General features: G+C 70.0%; 19 protein-coding genes. 10 read left to right on the top strand and 9 right to left on the bottom strand.

Annotated elements, in window-relative coordinates; all coding sequences use genetic code 11:
* Nucleotides 1-12 precede the first annotated feature (12 nt).
* Together PV766_RS08460 and PV766_RS08455 are read left to right on the top strand one after the other, a co-directional pair.
* A complete protein-coding gene (locus PV766_RS08460; RefSeq protein WP_129976453.1) occupies nucleotides 13-471 on the top strand; it encodes an SRPBCC domain-containing protein in 459 nt (152 codons plus the stop codon).
* Complete coding sequence (locus PV766_RS08455) at nucleotides 458-790, top strand: ArsR/SmtB family transcription factor (RefSeq protein ID WP_129976454.1); 333 nt, start codon at nucleotides 458-460, stop codon at nucleotides 788-790. The genes PV766_RS08460 and PV766_RS08455 overlap by 14 nt, the downstream gene beginning before the upstream one ends.
* Here the strand turns inward: PV766_RS08455 and PV766_RS08450 are convergent.
* A complete protein-coding gene (locus PV766_RS08450) occupies nucleotides 784-1689 on the bottom strand; it encodes a D-isomer specific 2-hydroxyacid dehydrogenase family protein (protein WP_421096863.1) in 906 nt (301 codons plus the stop codon). The genes PV766_RS08455 and PV766_RS08450 overlap by 7 nt on opposite strands.
* 112 nt (nucleotides 1690-1801) lie before the next feature.
* Here PV766_RS08450 and PV766_RS08445 point away from each other — a divergent pair, with 112 nt between their 5' ends.
* From PV766_RS08445 to PV766_RS08430, 4 genes are all read left to right on the top strand, one after another.
* Nucleotides 1802-2209, top strand: coding sequence for a YciI family protein (locus PV766_RS08445; protein ID WP_129976456.1), 408 nt, complete (start codon nucleotides 1802-1804; stop codon nucleotides 2207-2209).
* 3 nt (nucleotides 2210-2212) lie between these two features.
* Entirely contained in the window at nucleotides 2213-3352 is a 1140-nt protein-coding gene (locus PV766_RS08440) for an RNA polymerase sigma factor (RefSeq protein ID WP_421096862.1), read from the top strand.
* Between the two features lie 74 nt (nucleotides 3353-3426).
* On the top strand, nucleotides 3427-4956 hold the full coding sequence (locus PV766_RS08435; protein ID WP_421096861.1) for a multicopper oxidase family protein: 1530 nt from the start codon (nucleotides 3427-3429) through the stop codon (nucleotides 4954-4956).
* A gap of 285 nt (nucleotides 4957-5241) precedes the next feature.
* Nucleotides 5242-7365, top strand: coding sequence for an MMPL family transporter (locus PV766_RS08430; protein ID WP_421096860.1), 2124 nt, complete (start codon nucleotides 5242-5244; stop codon nucleotides 7363-7365).
* Between the two features lie 36 nt (nucleotides 7366-7401).
* On the opposite strand, the gene PV766_RS08425 is transcribed toward PV766_RS08430, so the two are convergent.
* Nucleotides 7402-8280: a sucrase ferredoxin gene (locus tag PV766_RS08425; protein ID WP_421096859.1), complete on the bottom strand. Its 879-nt coding sequence runs from the start codon at nucleotides 8278-8280 to the stop codon at nucleotides 7402-7404.
* A gap of 55 nt (nucleotides 8281-8335) precedes the next feature.
* The gene (locus tag PV766_RS08420) at nucleotides 8336-8860 is read right to left on the bottom strand and encodes a hypothetical protein (RefSeq protein WP_421096858.1); all 525 of its coding nucleotides are present in this window, start codon (nucleotides 8858-8860) and stop codon (nucleotides 8336-8338) included.
* A 50-nt stretch (nucleotides 8861-8910) separates the two neighbouring features.
* Between PV766_RS08420 and PV766_RS08415 the strand changes: the two genes are divergently transcribed.
* Complete coding sequence (locus PV766_RS08415; RefSeq protein ID WP_421096857.1) at nucleotides 8911-10017, top strand: alcohol dehydrogenase catalytic domain-containing protein; 1107 nt, start codon at nucleotides 8911-8913, stop codon at nucleotides 10015-10017.
* Nucleotides 10018-10042: 25 nt separating this feature from the next.
* On the opposite strand, the gene PV766_RS08410 is transcribed toward PV766_RS08415, so the two are convergent.
* Genes PV766_RS08410 through PV766_RS08395 form a run of 4 tightly spaced genes read right to left on the bottom strand, consistent with a single transcriptional unit; the run spans nucleotide 10043 to nucleotide 14096 of the window.
* Entirely contained in the window at nucleotides 10043-10957 is a 915-nt protein-coding gene (locus tag PV766_RS08410; protein ID WP_129976462.1) for an exodeoxyribonuclease III, read from the bottom strand.
* A gap of 11 nt (nucleotides 10958-10968) precedes the next feature.
* Complete coding sequence (locus PV766_RS08405) at nucleotides 10969-11742, bottom strand: alpha/beta fold hydrolase (RefSeq protein WP_421096856.1); 774 nt, start codon at nucleotides 11740-11742, stop codon at nucleotides 10969-10971.
* A 15-nt stretch (nucleotides 11743-11757) separates the two neighbouring features.
* Nucleotides 11758-13338, bottom strand: a complete 1581-nt coding sequence (locus tag PV766_RS08400; RefSeq protein ID WP_421096855.1) for a DNA polymerase Y family protein — start codon at nucleotides 13336-13338, stop codon at nucleotides 11758-11760.
* On the bottom strand, nucleotides 13335-14096 hold the full coding sequence (locus tag PV766_RS08395; protein ID WP_421096927.1) for a hypothetical protein: 762 nt from the start codon (nucleotides 14094-14096) through the stop codon (nucleotides 13335-13337). The genes PV766_RS08400 and PV766_RS08395 overlap by 4 nt, the downstream gene beginning before the upstream one ends.
* 321 nt (nucleotides 14097-14417) lie before the next feature.
* On the opposite strand from PV766_RS08395, the gene PV766_RS08390 reads away from it, so the two are divergent.
* The gene (locus PV766_RS08390) at nucleotides 14418-15521 is read left to right on the top strand and encodes a serine/threonine-protein kinase (protein ID WP_242496676.1); all 1104 of its coding nucleotides are present in this window, start codon (nucleotides 14418-14420) and stop codon (nucleotides 15519-15521) included.
* Nucleotides 15522-15534: 13 nt separating this feature from the next.
* Here the strand turns inward: PV766_RS08390 and PV766_RS08385 are convergent, their stop codons facing one another.
* Both PV766_RS08385 and PV766_RS08380 read right to left on the bottom strand, forming a co-directional pair.
* A complete protein-coding gene (locus tag PV766_RS08385) occupies nucleotides 15535-16221 on the bottom strand; it encodes a response regulator (protein WP_016933459.1) in 687 nt (228 codons plus the stop codon).
* The gene (locus PV766_RS08380; RefSeq protein WP_242496677.1) at nucleotides 16218-17540 is read right to left on the bottom strand and encodes an ATP-binding protein; all 1323 of its coding nucleotides are present in this window, start codon (nucleotides 17538-17540) and stop codon (nucleotides 16218-16220) included. The genes PV766_RS08385 and PV766_RS08380 overlap by 4 nt, the downstream gene beginning before the upstream one ends.
* A 124-nt stretch (nucleotides 17541-17664) precedes the next feature.
* Between PV766_RS08380 and PV766_RS08375 the strand changes: the two genes are divergently transcribed.
* Together PV766_RS08375 and PV766_RS08370 are read left to right on the top strand one after the other, a co-directional pair.
* Nucleotides 17665-19086, top strand: a complete 1422-nt coding sequence (locus PV766_RS08375; protein WP_421096926.1) for a PspC domain-containing protein — start codon at nucleotides 17665-17667, stop codon at nucleotides 19084-19086.
* Complete coding sequence (locus PV766_RS08370; protein WP_064063836.1) at nucleotides 19079-19312, top strand: hypothetical protein; 234 nt, start codon at nucleotides 19079-19081, stop codon at nucleotides 19310-19312. Before PV766_RS08375 ends, PV766_RS08370 begins: the two co-directional genes overlap by 8 nt.
* Nucleotides 19313-19379 lie beyond the last annotated feature (67 nt).

Here is a 19379-nt window from a genome sequence, read left to right as displayed (position 1 = left end):
GAGGAGACAGTCATGACCGACGAACTCGACCGCATCGAACGCGACATCACCATCGACGCCCCCGTGGAGCGGGTGTGGACACTCGTGGCCGAACCCGGCTGGTACATCAACGACCACGAGTGGACCGCGCATCGCCTCGAACACGACGGAGACCTCACCACCGTGCACGATCCGGTCCACGGCGCCTTCGTCTTCCGCACCGTGACCCTCGACGAACCGCACTACGCGGCCTTCCGCTGGCTCGCCGACCACACCGATCCCGACAGTCCGTCGACCCTCGTCGAGTTCCGGCTCACCACCCTCGACACCGGGATGACCGAATTACGCGTCACGGAAACCGGATTCGACTCCCTGCCCGGCGACGCGAGCGAACGCCGCACCCGCTTCGAGGAGAACTCCCGCGGCTGGACCACCGAACTGGAGATCGCCAAGCGACATCTCGAGAAAGACGGAAGCGTTGCCCGACGCTGAGTTCTCCGCCGACCTGCATCCCGTCTTCGCGGCCCTGGCCGACGACACCCGGTGGCGCATCCTGCAGCGACTGGGCCGATCCCCGGCGTCGGCGTCCGGGCTCGCGGCCGAGTTCACGGTCTCCCGTCAGGCCATCGCCAAGCATCTGGCGGTGCTCGAACGGTGCGGTCTCGTGACCTCCGAGCGCGCCGGGCGGGAAATCCGCTTCTCCGCCGCCGGATCGCGGCTGAGCGCGGTCGGGCGTGCGATCGACGCGGTGGGGACCGGCTGGGACCGTCGCCTGTCCGCGATCAAGAAGGCGGCCGAGCGGCCTCAGTAACCCGCGTTCGCATCGACCCGGGCGATCAACTCCTCACCCGCGACGAACCGGCGCACGTTCTCCTCGAGGGTCGGCGCGAACGTCTGCGTCAGCCGGCTGCGCGTGTTGGCGATGTGCGGTGTGATCACGGCGTTGTCGAGATCCCACAGCGGATGACCGTCGGGCAACGGTTCGGGATCGGTCACGTCGAGGACCGCCCCGGCGATCGCACCGTCCCCGAGCGCCTCCACCAACGCGTCGGTGTCGACGAGGTTGCCCCGCGCGACGTTCACGAGCCATGCCGACCCGGGCATCGCCGCGAGCGCGGCGGCGTCGACGAGATGATCGGTCTCGGCGGTCGCGGGTGCGGCGACGACGAAGTGATCGGCCATCGACCACACCTCCGACGTGCGGTCGGCCGGCAACGTGACCTTCGCGCCGTCGACGGGTCGGCCCGAACGGTTGACCGCGACGACGTGCGCGCCGAGGGCCTGCAGACGCGGAATCATCGCCCGGCCGATACCGCCGCATCCGACGATGGCCACGGTCGATCCGTGGAGGGTCCGCACCCGCGGGTCGAGAACATCCTTCGTCCACCGCTTCGCGGCGACCGAGGCGTGGAACTGGCGCAACCCCACGAGCAGCGCTCCCACCGCATATTCGGCCACGTTGTCGGCGTACACACCGGACGCGTTCGCCCACACCCGCCGGTCGTCGATCAGACCGGCCCGGAAGAACGGTTCGATGCCGGCATAGGTGAGCTGCACCCACCGCACGGTGTCGGGCAGGTCGGGGAACTCCTCGGCGCTGCCGTCCCACACCAGGGCATCGGCGTCGTGCAGTTCGGAGAGGGTTCCGCCGCCGGAGACGATCGCTGCGGCGAGGTGGTCGTCGTGGCCGGGGCCGAGATGAACACGCATACCGTGACCCTAACCGCGAACGGGCGGGGACGGGATGTCGAGAATCGTGAAGCGGTTCCGTCTCCTCCATGAACGCGGCCACAATGGGCCGTACCGCACAGAGGAGAACATCATGGCCAGGTACCTGCTGCTCAAGCATTACCGCGGCGCCCCGGCAGCGGTGAACGACGTACCCATGGATCAGTGGGAGCCGGAGGAGGTGTCGGCCCACATCCGTTTCATGCAGGACTTCGCCGCTCGTCTCGAAAGCACCGGCGAATTCGTCGACGCGCAGGCGCTCTCCCCGGAGGGCACCTTCGTCCGCTATGACGGCGAGGGACGTCCACCGGTCACCGACGGGCCGTTCCCGGAGACGAAGGATCTCATCGCCGGATGGATGGTGATCGACACCGACAGCTACGACCGGGCACTGGAGTTGGCCGCCGAACTGTCGGCCGCGCCGGGAGCCGGTGGGAAGCCGATCCACGAATGGCTCGAGGTGCGCCCGTTCATGTCCGAGCCGCCGACCGTCACGGAGTGAGATATGGACGAGGCGCTGTTGCGCACGCTCGTCCCCACCGTGATCGGCATCCTCGTCCGCCGCGGAGCGGATTTCGCGTCGGCCGAGGATGCCGTGCAGGACGCGCTCGTCGAAGCCCTGCGGGTGTGGCCGGAGGACCCGCCGCGCGATCCGAAGGGCTGGCTGGTCGCGGTGGCGTGGCGCCGGTTTCTCGACACCGTGCGCGCCGACAGCTCCCGTCGACGCCGCGAGATCCTCGTCGACGCCGAGCCCCGGCCCGGTCCGGGCGCACCGGTGGACGACACGCTCGCGTTGTACTTCCTGTGTGCCCACCCGTCGCTCACGCCCGGATCGGCGGTCGCGCTCACCCTGCGGGCCGTCGGTGGGTTGACCACCCGGCAGATCGCGCAGGCCTGTCTCGTCCCGGAAGCGACGATGGCCCAACGCATCAGCCGGGCCAAGCGCACGATCGCGGACGTCCGGCTGGACCGGCCGGGGGACGTCGCGACGGTGCTACGGGTGCTCTATCTCGTGTTCAACGAGGGCTATTCGGGCGACGTCGATCTGGCAACCGAGGCCATCCGGCTCACGCGCCGGCTGGCAGCGGTGATCGATCACGAGGAGGTGTCGGGTCTGCTCGCGCTGATGCTGTTGCACCACGCCCGGCGCCCGGCACGCACCCGACCGGACGGCAGCCTCGTCCCCCTCGCCGAACAGGACCGCCGATCGTGGGACACGCAGATGATCGGTGAAGGCGTGGAGATCCTGCAGGCCGCACTCGCCCGCGATCGGCTCGGGGAGTTCCAGGCGCAGGCGGCCGTCGCCGCCCTGCACGCCGATGCGCGTACCGCAGAAGAGACGGACTGGGTGCAGATCGTCGAGTGGTACGACGAACTCCTGCGGTTCACCGACAATCCCGTGGCCCGCCTCAACCGTGCCGTCGCTCTCGGGGAGGCCGACGGACCGCACGCCGGTCTCGCGGCCCTGGCCGAACTCGATCCCGGTCTGCCCCGGTACACGGCCGCCGCGGCGTATCTCCACGAACGTGCCGGCGATACGGCGACGGCGGCCCGGTTGTATGCGGAAGCCGCGCACCTGGCGACCAGCGTGCCCGAACGCGACCATCTCGTGCGGCAGGCGGCACGTCTGCACAGCGTTTCCTGAGGTTTCGTCAGGGTTCTCCCCCACCACGAAATCCGGTGCCACGCCGGATGTGCCGGCAGTGTGGGAGAACGAGCATGGGTGGCGTGAAAATCCTGGTGCGTCTGCTCGCCATACCCTTCGTGCTCTTCATCGCGTTCGTGGCGATCATCGGCGGCCTGGCCGTCCACGCGTGGACCACGCGTGCGCTCGACACCACCGGAGGCGTCGAGTTCGACACCGCCCTGCGCATCCCTCCCGTCGAGTCGGGCACCGTCGACGCCGACGGCACGCGCGTGTTCGACCTGACCATGCAGCGCGGCACGACCGACCTCGGGCACGGTCCCGACACCCGGACGTGGGGAGTGAACGGCAGCTATCTCGGGCCCACCCTCCGCGCCGTGCGCGGTGAGAACGTGCGCGTGAACGTCACGAACGAACTCGGCGAGACGAGCACGATGCACTGGCACGGCATGCACCTGCCCGCGGCGATGGACGGCGGACCGCACCAGCCGATCGAGCCGGGAACGACATGGTCGCCGTACTGGACCGTCGATCAACCGGCCGCGACACTCTGGTACCACCCGCACCTGCACGGTTCCACCGCCGCGCACGTGTACCGGGGTGTCGCGGGCATGTTCCTGATCGACGAGCCCGGCACGTCGCCGCTCCCCCACGACTACGGGGTCGACGACATCCCCCTCGTCGTCCAGGACCGGAAGTTCGAGGGCGACCAACTCGACGACAGCAACGCGATCTTCGCCGACGTCGGGACGCTCGGCGACGAGATCCTCGTCAACGGCACACCGCGCCCCTTCCTGGACGTCGGCACCGAGACGGTCCGGCTCCGGGTACTCAACGCGTCGAACGCACGTGTCTACAACTTCTCGTTCGACACCGGGATGCCGTTCCTCGTCGTCGGCAGCGACGGTGGTCTGCTCGAGGAGCCGCAGGCCGTCCGCAGTCTCCAACTGTCGCCGGGCGAGCGCGCCGAGATCGTCGTCCGGCCGGAAGCAGGTTCGAGGCACGTGCTGCGCAGCACCCCGCCAGAACTGAAGGCCGGTTTCTGGCAGGATCGCTTCTCCGGTGGCGACGACCGCATGGATGTCCTCGAACTGCGGGCAGCACCCGTCCTCGGGTCGTCGGCCGCGATTCCGGAGAAGTTGACGACCCTCCCGGAGCTCGGAGAGCCGAGCAACACCCGCCGCATCGACCTGACCTCGTCGACGACCATCAACGATCGCGAGATGGACATGGGCCGGATCGACGAGGTGGTCGTCGCCGGCACCACCGAGCTGTGGGAGGTGCGCAACGTCAGCGGCACGATCCACAACTTCCACATCCACGACGTGCAGTTCGAGATCCTCGGCATGACCGGGGTGAGTCCCGACCATCCGTCCCTGGCCGGTCGCAAGGATACCGTCTTCGTCCCGCCGGCGGCGACCGTGCGTCTGCTCGTTCCGTTCGGTAGCCACACCGATCCGGCGGTGCCGTACATGTACCACTGTCACCTGCTCAAACACGAGGACAGCGGCATGATAGGACAGTTCGTGGTGGTCGGCGCCGACGAGGTGCAGGACGTGAGGCAGGCGGCCGGCACGGGCCACCATGCCCACGACGGCGGGTGAACCCGGTCACGTCCGGCAGGGCGGGGAATGGATCCCCGTCCACCCCTGTTGAGGAGTGTGGATCGGCGCGTCGCGTACGCCCCGGAGCCGATGAGAAACCGCCTTCGTGGAATACCGTCCGGCTGGAGCCACGTTGCGCACCGTGCCGTGAGGCATCCGGCGCGTCGGTCCACCTTCTTCCTCCCCTGATCTCGCGGCCGTTCCGGCCGAGCAGGGTGAAGCCCGCCCGTTCCACGCCAGTACAGTTGCCGATCGTCACAATCGTCAGCGGAACCGGGAGTGGGCATGAGTCGCTGGGCCGAGATCGTCGTCACCAGGAGCCGATGGGTACTGGCGATCGTGCTGCTCGTAGTGCTCTTCGCCGGCGCGTGGGGCGTCGGGATCTTCGGCAAGCTGACCGGCACGGGCTACTACGACCCGAACAGCGAGGCCGTCGAGGTCGAGCAGATCATCTACGAGAACTTCGGGTCGCAGGCCGCGGACATCATCGCGCTGTACACCGCGCCCGAGGGACGCACGATCGACGACATCCGTCCCGACATCGAGAGAACCCTCGCCGGGTTCCAGGACGCGGTCCCCGCCGAGTCGATCCGGACCTACTGGACCGCTCCCCCGCCGATGAACCAGCTGCTGCTGTCGACCGACCAGCGCAGCGTGGCCGCCTCGATCACCCTCGGCGCGAACTCCGGATTGACCGCCGCGACCTTCCCCGAGGCACTCGAGCTGCTCGAGGTGCCCGGCGTGGAGTCGCAGTTCGCCGGCAACACCGTGGTCGCGATCGAGTTCACCGACACCCTCGAGAGCGATCTCGTCCGCTCCGAGCTCATCGCGATACCCATCACGCTGGTGCTGCTGGTGTTCATCTTCGGCGGTGTCATCGCCGCCGCGGTCCCGGTCTTCGTGGGTGTGCTCGCGATCTTCTCGTCCCTCGCCACCCTGCGCCTGCTGTCGAACTTCACCGAGGTGTCGTCGTACGCGCTGAACATCACGTCGCTGATCGGCCTGGGTCTGGCCATCGACTACGGATTGTTCATCGTCAGCCGCTACCGCGAGGAACTCGCCGCCGGCTCGGACGTCACGTCGGCGGTCAAGCGGACGATGGCCACCGCCGGTCACACCGTGATGTTCTCCGCCGCCCTGCTGGTCTGCGCGTTCGCAGGCATGCTCGTCTTCCCCCAGACGGTGTTGCGGTCGCTCGGCCTCGGTGCCATGGCCGCCGTGCTCGGTGCCGCCGTGCTGTCGCTGACCGCCGTCCCCGCGCTGCTGACGATGCTCGGTCACCGCATCAACGCGTGGACCTGGGACCGTGAGACCTCCACCCGCGCCGAAGCGCGGGCGCGCCGCTTCTGGGGTGGAGTCGTGCGCAAGGTCGTGCGCCGTCCCGCCCTGATCGCCGTGGTGATCACCGGTGGTCTGCTCGTGCTCGCGTCGCCCGTGGTGGAGGCCCGGTTCGGGGAGATCGAATACACCGCGCTGCCCGAGGACAGCCAGGCCCGCGCGGCCACCCAGACCCTGCTCGACGAGTTCCCGAGCACCGGCAACGGCGCGACGCTCGTTCTACGCGGCGAGAACGGCCAGGCGCCGGACAGCACTGCCGTGCGCACGGTGTCCACCGAGGTCGCCAAGGTCGACGGCATCTCGCAGACCGTCATCGTCGGGCAGGAATCCGACGTCGTGGTCCTGCAAGCGCTCTACGCGCAGGGCGTGGACGGCACCGCACGAGCGAGCGAGATCACCGGCGAACTGCGTGCCCTGGACGTGCCGGACGGCACCGACCTGCTCGTGGGCGGTGGCCGGGCCCTCGTCGACGACGCCAACCAGGCCGTCTCGGATTCGCTGCCCTGGATGATCACGATCATGGTGCTCTCGACCCTGGTGCTGCTGTTCCTGGCATTCGGGTCGGTGGCCCTGCCGATCAAGGCGGTGCTCATGGCGGCCCTGAGCCTCGCCGCGACCTTCGGCGTGCTGACCTGGGTGTTCCAGCTGGGGCACGGCGCCTCGTGGCTGCACGTCGTTCCCGCGGCGATGGAGCCGACCTTCGTCGTCCTCATCCTCGCGGTGGTGTTCGGTCTGTCCACCGACTACGAGGTGTTCCTCATGTCGCGCATGATGGAGGCCCGCGCGGCCGGGGCGACGACGGTCGAGGCCGTGGAGTACGGCATCTCCCGCACCGGACGTGTCGTCACCGCCGCGGCGCTGCTGCTGATCGTGGTCACCGGGGCCTTCACCATCTCCGGCCTGTCGATCATGCGGTTCCTCGGCGTCGGCATGATCGTCGCGCTCGTCATCGACGCGACGATCGTGCGCATGCTGCTCGTGCCGTCGCTGGTCAAGCTCATGGGTGAAGCCAACTGGTGGGCACCGGCGTGGATGAAGCGCGTGCACGCGAAGGTCGGGCTGGGTCACTGAGACCGCAGATCCCTGGATCGTTGCCCGGGGCGTCTACTACAGCGGCGTGATCGTCGTCGCGACGACGGGACGCGCCGGCTTGGCAGGGGCCCCGCAGCTCGCCGGCCGGGCCGGTAGTTCCGAGGTCTCCACCCCGACCCGCCATGCCCGGCCGTCGCGATGACGCACGATCGGCTCGTCGCCGTCCTCGACCGTCACGGCGCCGATCGCGAAGCCGGCGAGCTCTTCGCGTACCGCGATCTCGGCGGCCTGCCCGGCCGCACTCCACGTGCTGCGACCCCGCAAACCGCCCGCGTAGACGTGTCCCTTCCGGGCCTCACGGACCGCGGCGAGGCTGTCGTCCTCGTCGAGCCGTCCGTAGGTGTAGCCGGTGGGCAGCATGATCATCGACGGCGCGAAACGGTGTCCGCCGGTGTGCGAGCACTCCCACACGTCCGGCCCGAACTCGGCGGTGAGAGCGGCCGCGATCGGACGCCCCAGCACAGCACAGCACCGGTCCCGCTTGCCGTGAGCACACACCAGGACGATCGGATCCTGCACCGCAGCGCCGATACCGGGAGCCGGACCCGCGACCACGCGAGGAACGATATCGAGCAACTCCGCCGGATCGGTGATCTCGAGCCGCTCGCACCAGGTGTCCTCCGGTTCGGTGCGGGCCAGCAGGACCGTCCGGGTCTCGCGCTCCACGTCGCGGCCGGGTCTGCGGATGAACAGGATCCGCACGTCCGCGGCCTTCGCCCGGGCGGACAGCTCGTCCGACAACTCGGAGCCGAGGGCGGTGCCGTCCAGCACGTCACGGCCCCACCCCGACGGCACCTCGAGGCACACGTAGCCCGGCGCGGTGGCGGCTGTGCCGGGCAGCGGCTCATCGAGAGCGGACAGTGCGGAGCAGGTGGGAGCGGCAATGGTGGTCACGCGGACATTGTGGCCCGGATACTCCCGCGACGGCTCGGCACCCCGCGGTGACCGGTCAACCGCGGCGCAAACACCGCCGTGCCGTACCACCCCACATCCGCAGGAATCCCTGCGACAGGTATGCGAAGCCGCCCAACGCCAGCACCCACTTGGTGACGCTGACGGTCGAGGCGGCCCGGACCGTCCGGTCGTCGATCCGCGTGCGGTGATCCAGCAGGTACAGACCGACGACGTTCTCCACGTAGTCTCCCGCCGCGGCGACGACCGGCGCGGTCATCAGGATCCGGCGCGTGCTCGGTGACAGCGGACGGTGCTCGTCGAGTGATCGTGCTCCGGCTCGCAGGGCGATCGCGAAGGTCGCCGGGTGCACCATGTCCCAGTGGTAGTGCCGCCGATATCGCTCGATCTCGTCGGGACCGAGATCGTCGAGGATCTTCCGGTACCTCGAGGCCGAGAAGGTGGTCTGGACGGCGCCCACCGTCGGCGCCGTGGAGCCGAGAACCCGGCCGATGTTCGCCTGGGACACGAGGAAGACGGCGGCAGCACCGATGAGGAAGCGGTCCGCCCTGGTGAGTGTCATGCTCGTGATGCTAGGGGCAGAGAATCCGCGACCCTACGGAAGGGAGACCCGTGCAGATCACCGGAGCAGTCCTGGAGGAGATCGGACGTCGACGGCGGTACGAGGAATCCACCCCACTCAGCGTCGACCTTCTCGAACTCGACCCACCGGGACCGGGTGAGGCGCTGGTCGAGATCGAATGCGCCGGCGTATGCCACTCCGATCTGTCCGTGGTCGACGGCAACCGGCCCCGCCCGGTGCCCATGCTCCTCGGGCACGAAGCGGCCGGACGCATCGTCGAACTCGGTGACGAGAGCTCCGGCTTCTCCGTCGGCGAGCGGGTGGTCATGACCTTCATGCCCCGCTGCGGCGAGTGCGAGGGCTGCGCGAGCAACGGCATCCGCCCCTGCATCCCGGGATCGGCCGCGAACGCTGCGGGGACCCTGCTGTCGGGCGGTCGGCGGCTGCACCGCGACGGGAACGACGTCCACCACCACCTGGGAGCATCGGCCTTCGCGACCCACGCCGTCGTCGACACGCGGTCCTTGGTCGGTGTCGGCGACGACGTACCCGCCGAGGTCGCCGCGCTCATGGGCTGTGCCGTGCTGACCGGCGGCGGCGCGGTCGTCAATGCCGCCCGGCCCCGGGCCGGAGACACGCTCGTCGTCGTCGGTCTCGGTGGAGTGGGCATGGCCGCGCTGCTCGTGGCGCTGGCCCACGACGACGTCACCGTGATCGCCGTCGACACCTCCCCCGACAAGCGCGACACGGCACGTTCGTGGGGAGCCGAACGCGTCCTCTCACCGGACGAGGCCGTCGAGCAGGGCGTGAAGGCACGGTTGGTCATCGAGGCCGCGGGGAGCGTGCCCGCGCTCACCACGGCGGTCGCGCTCACCGGGCCGGGAGGCATCACGATCACCGTCGGACTGCCCGCACCCGACGCCCGGCTCGAGATCTCGCCCACCGCTCTCGTCGGCGAGGGCCGCTCGCTGGTGGGCAGCTATCTCGGCTCCGCCGTCCCGGCCCGCGACATCCCCCGGTTCGTGGACATGTGGCGCGAGGGACGACTGCCGGTCGAGCGGCTCGTCACCGACCGTCTGCCGCTGAGCCGGATCAACGAGGCGATGGACGCCCTGGCCGACGGAACCGCCCTCCGTCAGATCCTCACCATGGACTGAGCATCCATTCCCTGTCGGTAGTAGTTCAGATGTCGTAGTCCACGACCACCGGCGCGTGATCGCTGATCCTCCGGTCCGGCGCCGGATCACGGTCGGTCCCCGCCGAGATCGTGGTGCGGGCCAGCTGCGGGGTGGCGAGGTGGTAGTCGATCCGCCACCCCGAATCGGATGCGAACGACTCCCCCAGCCACGACCACCACGAATAGGGGCCGTCGGCTTCGGGATGCTGCCGGCGGACGACGTCGACGAGGGTACGCGGCGACAACAGCGAATCGAACCAGGCGCGTTCCTCCGGCAGGAAGCCCTCGGCCTGCCCGCGACGCCGCCAGTTGCGCACGTCGTAACGGGTGTGGGCGACGTTGAAATCGCCCATGACGAGGAACTCCCGCCCTCGGGCGCGCGCCGCGAGCCGGGTGCGGGTCAGCTGCCGGGCGAAGGCCGACAGGAACCGCATCTTGCGCTGGTAGCGCACTCCGCCGTCCGGTTCGTCGCGCATACGCCCGGGCTTCTGAAGGTGTGCCGGGAGGCCGCCTTTCGGCAGGTACAACGACGCCACGGTGATCGGCGCGTCGGCAAGGTCGACCTCGACGTACCGTCCCTCGTGAGCGAATTCGGCCAGTCCGCGTGCCAGCGGTCCCCGATCGAACTCGATCCGGTCGACGTGTTCCTCACCGGGAAGCCGCAGCAGAGCCGTGCCGCTCCAGGTGCGCACGGCGGCCGGCTCGTGGAGGGTCAGGATCCCGACACCGTTGCGGCCGGGCAGGGTGCCCTCGTCGTAGGCGAGGTGATACTTGCCGAAGACACCCTGCGGGATCGCGGCCGCCGGGGCGCGGACCTCCTGCAGGGCCACCACATCGGGGTTGCGCTCACGTAGCCAGTCCTCGAACCCGCGTCGCTGTGCGGCACGGATTCCGTTGATGTTGAAGGTCGCGATGCGCACGATCGTTCAGTCTAGGCAACCGCTCGATCCGTGAGGAACGGGACGACCGTCGCTGCGAAATCGCGGGCACGGTCGCGGTGGATGCTGTGCCCGCATCCGATCTCCCGCACCGAGGCCGAGGGCAGCGCCTCGACTGCCGCCCTCAGGAGTCGCGGGTCGACCATGCTGCCGCGCCGAACACCGCGCAACAGCAGGGTCGGGGCGGCGACGGACGGAAGGCGCTGCCACCACGCCGGATTCGGCGTGTGGAACTGGGCGACCACCGAGGGCGTCATCGAACGGTCGAATGCGGTGACCGCGCGCGGGTTGAGTGCCATGCTGGTCGCGGCGTGCCACAACTCCGCAGGAGTCGGACGGTGCGCGGGCACCTCCGGCACCGGATCGCCCTCCCGCAACGGAAGGGGTGTCTCCTCCAGGACCAGCCGCCGGACGAAGCCCGGATGCTGTTGCGCGACAAGCGATCCCACGTGACCGCCCAACGAGTGCCCGACGAGGTCGACGGCATCGACGCCGAGATGGGCGCACAGTCCGGCGACATCGGCGGCGAACTCACCGAAACGGTACGAGCCGGCCCGGCCACTACGTCCGTGTCCGCGCAGGTCGACGGTGATCACCCGCCGGCCCGCCTTCGCCAGGGATCCGGCGAAGCGGCTCCACGTGCGCCCGTCGCCACCCAGACCGTGCACCAGCAGCACGGGGACGGAACGGGCGGCGGCGGACGTCGTGAAGTCGCGATAGGCGACGGTGACCCCGTTCGGCGCGGCGGTGAGGACCGGAGATCTCATGATGTTCGAGCCTACTCAGTCGTAGACGCCCTCCACCCGCCAGCCGTCGGCACCGAAGAACACCAGCAACGCCCGTGATTCCTCGAGCAGCACCTGCAGGCGGGCGGCGCACCGGGCGGCGGCCGGATCCCACCAGTACTCGTCGACCGGCCACGGGCCTGCCCATCCGATCACCGTCCAGCTGCGACTTCCCCATCGCAGCCGAGCAGGTGATCCGCTGAGCAGACCGCGCTCGGTCACCGAGACCGGATTCCCCACGTCGTCGTCCACACGGATCGCGGGAGGGGTGTGCAACACCAGCGCGGGAGCCGGGGGCGGCAGCCGGCCCGGCCAGGGCGCGTCCGGGTCGGAGTGCGGTATCGCCTCCTCGCCGACGGGCACGAGGACGATCCGTTCGGTGGGCCCTCGGCCGCCGCCGAGCACGCCGATCCGGACGGCGTCCCCACCGAGCAGACCCTGCACCCGGACGAGCGCCCGACGTGCCCGTTCGCCCTCGTCGCCGACACCGCCCCACAACCCGAGTTGCAGTGCGCCGGCGGCCACGACCTCGACCGGTTCGAGCCGCAACAACACGATTCCCGCCGTGGGCCGGTTCGTGGCGCGACCGGTGAGCCACCCGTCGAGCTGCCACCGCACACGATCGGCCGTGCCCTCGGGGGTGAGCGGCTCGGCGCAGCGCCAGGTGCGTGCGAGTTCCTCCCCGGCCCCGGTACGTGCCGTCACGAGCAGCCGCGTGCACGCGACTCCCGCTGCCGCGAGCCTGGTGTGGAGCAGTTCGGCGAGTGCGCGACCGGCGAAGGCCGCAGCGTCGACCCGTTCCACCGGCGGGTCGCAGGGATGCTCCACCGTCAGGTCCGGAGAGATCGGCCGCCCCGACGGGGGGCGTTCGGGCAGTCCCCGCGCGCTCCGGTGCGCAGCGACGACGTCCGCGTCGAAGCGTGACGCCACGTCGACCGGGGACAACGCGGCGAACGCTCCGATGGTGCGGATACCGAGGCGACGCAACAGGTCCACCGTGTCGACCCGTCGGGGAGCCGCCGGCGCCGGTTCCACCGCGAGATACGAGACGGGCAGCGGTGCGAGGAACTCGGCGCATTGTCCCGTAGGCACCAGCGCATTCCGTCTCGCGGCGAGCACTGCGGTGGACAACTCGTCGGCGATACCGATCTGGCATTCCACTCCGGTCGCCGCGACCGCGTCGATCAGGGCCTCCGCGGCGGCCTCCTCCGAACCGAACCACCGGACCACACCGCGCGCGGCGAGCACCACCAGACCCGGACGCAGCACCTCCACGCCCGGGGCCACCGCATCGATCGCGACCACCACCGCCTCGAACGTCCTCGCCTCCAGATCCGGATCCGAGCGGGCCACATGCAGTTCCGGGCAGCGGGCCTGGGCCTCACGCCGCCTCAGGCCGCGCCGGACCCCCGCGGCCCGCGCCGAGGCAGAACAGGCGACGACGCGATTCGCCGAGACCACCGCGATCGGGACGGTCGCGGGCAACTCCGCGGCGGTGGCGGCGGCCACCGCGGGCCAGTCGGGGCACCAGAGGGCCACAACCCGCGCGGGCGCCCGTCGAGAGGACGAATCGTTCACCGGATCGCTTTACGGAAACGCCCGTCCTCCAGCCGGTTCCGCTCCGCGCTCGCCCACTCGACGGCACTGCGGCCGGCGCACACCTCGACGCGGGTGATGCGCGGGGGGAACGCCCGCCCGTGCGCCCGGACCGACAGCCGGGTCGCGCACAGCCGGTCCCTGCCGGGACCGTCCACCCCCCGATATCCGTCGACCCGCGCCTCCAGGCGCACATGGGCCCCCTCCCAGCGACCGTCCGTGACCACGAGGACGGACTGCTTGCTCCGCGCCCGGGCGGCGACCGCGCGGGCACGGGACGGGGACACCGACGCCCCACCGAGCCCCAGCACCACCAGGTCGATCCCGTCGAGCAGCACCGCGGCGATCTCCACGGGATCCGGTCCCGGATCGGGGATCACCGCCAACCGGTGCAATCGGGCGCCCATCTCCGCGGCGGCGAGCAGGCCCAACCGGCGCTGACCGATCACGGCGGCGTATCCGCCGGAGGCCGTCACGGACGCGAGCATCCCGAGGAGAATCGAGGTGGCACCGGAGACGGAGACGACGCTCCCCCGCGCCAGGCCGCCCTGCGGTAACAGTTCCGCGAGAGGGTCCGGGACGGGCAGGATGCGGTCGGACGTGGTTCCGACCCCGCCTCGCGCGACGGACTGCCCCTCGCCACGTGCCGGCACCGCCGCGATACGACGCCGCAACGCCTCGATTCGTTCCGCGCGACCCGCTTCCTCGTCGCCCACCGGAAATTCGGCCACCTCGCCCACTGTCACCCCTGTCATCCGCCTGCCGCCTGACACACACGACCGGCCGACCACGGGGAAGTCGTGGCCCGGCTCGAACTCTATTCGAACATACTTTCGATCTTCATCAAGTAGACCCGACCTCCCTCCCTTCCGTCAAGTCGACACGCCACCCTTCCGAGCGAGGACTACAGTGCAGCTCACACGCCTTTCGGCCGGGCCGATCACCTCCGATCGACTACTCTCGATCGAGTGGCGGAGCAGGCGTGGGCAGGACGGGCCGTAGGGCCGGATCACTTGGTGGCCGGTCGATATCGGCTCGATTCCAAGCTCGGAGGTGGCGGCATGGGTGCCGTCTGGCTTGCGCGCGACAACCGCCTGGGCCGGGACGTCGCCGTCAAACAGGTGATCTCCACCGCCGACCTCGATCCCGACGAGGCCGAGGATCTCCGTCGCCGCGCACTCAGGGAAGGCCGGGCGGCCGCCCAGCTCGCCCACGAGCACGCCATCTCGATGTACGACATGGCACTGCACTACGGCGAACCGTGGCTCGTCATGGAACACCTGCCCTCCCGCAGCCTGGCCCAGGTGATGAACGTCGTCGACACCCTCCCGCCGTACGTGGTGGCGCAGATCGGCGCGAACGTCGCCGACGCCCTCACCGCCGCGCACGCCGCCGGAATCGTCCACCGCGACGTCAAACCCGGCAACATCCTCATCGCCGAGCGTGGCCGCGACGCCGGCATCGTGAAGATCAGCGACTTCGGTATCGCCCGCGCGAAGGGCGACAACGACCCCGAGGGCGTGATCATCGGAACCCCGGCCTATTTCGCTCCCGAGGTCGCGCGCGGCAACGACCCCACCGAGGCCAGCGACGTGTTCTCGCTCGGCGCAACCCTCTACACCGCGGTCGAGGGGCAGCCGCCCTTCGGTTTCGAGGCCGACTCGATCGCGTTGCTGCACCGGGTCGCCCGGGCGGAGATCATCATGCCCACGCACACGGGTCCGCTCACCGAACCCCTGCTCGAGATGCTCCGGCCCGACCCGTCGCGGCGCCCGACGATGGCGCAGGCCCGCGATCTGCTCGCCCGTGTGGCCCTCGGACCGAACGGGTCCGCGGCAGCCCTGCGCGGCCGTCCCATCCAGAACGAGGACGGCACGATCCCGTCGTGGGCGCAACGTTCCACCCCCTTCGTCGAGCCCTCGCGCCCCCGCAGTTCCTTCGTCGACCGGTCCCTCGGCGCCGCGACGCAGGCCTCCGGCGGCGCGAAGAGACCGGCGAAGGGTTTCGCCCCGGCGGACCTGCTCGATCGTCTGCTCCCGAAGGGGCCGGTGCCCGACAACCCGCAGGACCGCATCGTCGCCTATGCACCCCTGGCGATGGCGGCGATGGTCGCGGTGATCCTGGTGGCGCTGCTCGTCGCCGTCGTCATCGCACTGCTCGTCTGATCCGACGCCACGCTCAGTCGATGCGCCGCCGGTGCGCCCAGCGTGTCAGCGCATTGCGGTTGGACTGCTGCGTCTTGCGCAGGACGTTCGACGCGTGCGTTTCGACGGTCTTCACCGAGATCACGAGTTCCTCGGCGATCTCGCGGTAGGTGTACCCGCGAGCCAGCAGACGTAGCACCTCGAGTTCTCGCGGGGTCAGCGAGTCGAGTTCGGGATCGAGGGGCGGTTCCGGGGCGGAGGACCGGCCGGTGAACGAGTCGAGCACGAAACCGGCCAGGCGCGGGCTGAACACGGCGTCTCCCCCGGCGACCCGTCGCACGGCGTCGGCCAGATCCGGACCGGAGATCGTCTTCGTCACGTACCCGCGCGCCCCGGCCCGGATGACGGCGATGACGTCCTCGGCCGCGTCGGACACGCTGAGCGCCAGGCACACCGGGCCGTCGGGGATCCGCTGGAGGACGGCGACACCGCCGCCGTCCGGCATGTGGACGTCGAGGAGCACGACATCCGGCTTGGTCGCCTCGATCCCGGCGACGGCCTCGGCAACTCCCCCGGCCTCGCCGACGATCTCCATGTCGGTCTCGCGTCCCAGTTCGGTGCGCACCCCGGAGCGGAAGACGGCGTGGTCGTCCACCAGGAAGACACGATAGGGACGGTTGTTCTCGGTGGCATCGGACGATGTCGCCGGAATCGAAGTCACTGTGTCTGCTCCTCGGGGTGGGGGTCGGTCACCCCCCACTCTAAGGTCGACTCGGTGTCCTGTTCGCGTTCGGCATCCGTCCGGCCCGCGCGCGGCACGTGGATGCGCACCTCGGTTCCCTTTCCGGGACTCGACTTCACGACGGTGCGGCCACCGCGACGTTCGATCCGCGCCCGGATCGACCTGGCCAGCCCCTGCCGGTCGGCGGGAACCTCGTCGGGATCGAATCCGACGCCGCGATCGCGCACGAACACGCTCACCTGATGCGGTTCCACCTCCGCGAACAGGTCCACACTCTCCACCCCGGCGTGTTTGGCCGCGTTCACGAGCGCCTCGCGGGTCGCGCCGAGGACGGCGGTCGCGACCTCGGGGGTCAGATCACTGTCGTCCGGCGCGATGTCGCCGACGATGACGGGTTCGACCGACAGGCCGTACTGGTCCTCCACCTCACCTGCGATGGTGCGCAGCGTCTCGGCGAGCGAGGTGCTCGGCGTCTCGTCCCCACCGAACAGCCAGCGGCGCAGTTCGCGTTCCTGGCTGCGTGCCAGACGCACGACCTCCTGCTGGTCGCCTGCCTGTTTCTGGATGAGGGCGAGTGTCTGGAGCACCGAGTCGTGCAGGTGCGACGCGATCTCCTCGCGCTCCTCGTTGCGCACCCGGGCGGCGCGCTCGGTCTCGAGCGCACGCCACATCCGGATCCACAACGGCACCGACAGCAGTGCGGCACCGACCAGCGTGACCACCACCGCCACCAGCGACGAGCGCAGCGCCGCGACGTCGACCTGTGCGATGACCATCACCCCGAGTCCGGTGACGACGAGGGTCAGTCCACCGAGCACGCGAGCCCAGGTGAGGACCGTCGGGTGGGCGGGCAGACCGAGTACCGATCTGGGCCCTTCGATGTCGAACTCGCGCCATACGAGCGCCGCACCCACGACGACCACGACGATCGGGAACACCACGCCGGCGGCACCACCGCTGAACAGCCACGAAAGACCCACTGCCAGACCGACACCCATGAAGGCGAGGCCGATGGCGCGACGGCGTTCGGGGCCGGTGGGACGGTCGGTGTCGGAGCCCGGGGGCACGAACATCCACAGCAGGCCGTAGGACGCGATCCCGAATCCGCCGAGAGCGGCGAGCACCGTGAAGGCGACCCGCACCTTGGTGGCGTCGATGCCGAGGTGGTCGGCGACACCGCCGGCCACGCCACCCACGATGCGACCGCCCACCCGCCGTTCGAGGCGGGGAACGGTCACGGGTAATCCAGGTACCGGTTGCACACCTCGATACTGGCACGGAGATCGCCGGCCCGGCATCGGGGACGGACCCTGATGTCCGGGTTCCGATCGGGTCCCCGGAAATCAGGGTTGGTCCCTGATGTGCCGCGCGCGGAAGCCCAGCAGGATGGGTGCCATGGACACGAGGAGCTTTCAGGACCAGGTGGCGGACATGTGGCGGACCCGTCCCGTGCGCCTGCCGAAGGAAGGGCACATCGCGGGTGTGTGCTCGGGTATCGGAGTGCGATACGGCATCGATCCCGTGCTGATCCGTGTCGTGTTCGTCGCCTCGGCGCTGTTCGGCGGTGGCGGTCTCGTCCTCTACCTGGCGGCCTGGCTGCTGTTCCCCCGTCACGGCGACCAGGTCTCCTCGCTCGAATCACTCGTCGGGCGAGGCGCGAGCTCGGACTCGACCACCAAGGTCGTCGTGATCCTCGTGGCCCTGGCCATCGCGGCAGGGGCCATCGGACCGGTGGGCGCGGGCTCGGGTGGTTCCGGGTTCATCGGAACACTGCTCATGCTCGGCGGATGGTGGCTGCTCTACCAGCGGCGTCCCGAGCCGCCCCTGTTGCCTGCAACGGACGGATCGTCCTTCTCGAACCAACCGGCCTTTCCTCAGCCTCCGGTGACGAACCCGTACCACTCCCCGTGGAGCGCACACACCGGTGCATGGAACATGCACGCGGGCCCGGCGGCCACGGAGACACCGGCCGGTGAAACAACCCGCTCGGAGACGAGCGGCACAGAGACGGCCACGCCTTCGCAGACCACCGACGCGACGGAGGCCGTGAACACCACCGGCGCAACCGACACCGCGGACACCACGGAGAGGAAGACGTCCCCGATGCCCGACCTACGCAAGGACACCGACGCTCCGCTTCCGGGTGCCGACGCGCTCTCGCCCCGACGGCCGTCACCGCCGGCATGGGATCCCCTCGGGGTCGCCCCGTTCGCGTGGGACCTGCCCGAACCCACACCGACACACCAACCTGCGGTCGTCACGAACCGCCGTTCGCGCCTGACCACCACGGTCCTCGGTCTGGCCGTCATCGCCGCTGCCGTGACCGGCGCCCTCGGTGCCGCCGCCGACCTGGCCTGGGTGACCCCGGCCCGCGTAGGTGCCGTGGCCCTCGCAGTCATCGGTCTGGGCCTGCTGATCGGCGCGTTCCTGCACCGCGGTCACGGACTTCTCGTGGTGACCGGGCCCCTGCTCGGATTCGTCGTCCTCGCCTCGATCGCCGGACCGGTCGATACCTCGAACTGGGGCAGCCGGACCTGGGCGCCGGCGAACGGGGACCAGCTGCAGACCGAGTACAGCTCCCAGTTCGGCGCGATGACCCTCGACCTCCGGCGACTCGAACTCGCCGAGGACCGCACGGTGCAGGTCGACGGCCGGTTCGGCAGCGTCGAGGTGCTGCTGCCGGAGAACCTCGACGTCCGCGCCGATTGCACGATCGGCCCGGGTGAGATCAAAGGATGCCCCGGCCCCGGCATCGACGGCGGTGCGGACGGAGTGGACGACGGGCCGGTCCTGAACCTGAAGGCGAACATGGAATTCGGATCTCTGGAGGTGCGTCGTGGCTGATCACGAAACCGGAACACACACCGAGGGTCGGGCCGAACGCATGCGCACGGGACCGTCACTCCTGCTCCTGCTGGCCGCACTGGCAGCGCTGGTCGTGAGCGGATGGGCCATGATCGGACCGTTCTCGGTCGAATTCCTCGCGGCCGTCGACCTCGGGTGGGTCCTGGTGGGCGCGGCACTGCTGATCGGAGCCGTGCTGGTCTTCCTCCCCAACCGCCGGAGATAGCGACCCCATCCACGCGACGTCCCCCGGACCGAATCGGTCCGGGGGACGTCGCCGTCTCACCGCTTCC

The organism is Rhodococcus sp. As11 (assembly GCF_048957735.1).
GTDB classification, from domain to species: domain Bacteria; phylum Actinomycetota; class Actinomycetes; order Mycobacteriales; family Mycobacteriaceae; genus Rhodococcus; species Rhodococcus gordoniae.
Note: the sequence above shows the minus strand (reverse complement) of the source record. Positions and strands in the feature narration are given on the sequence as shown.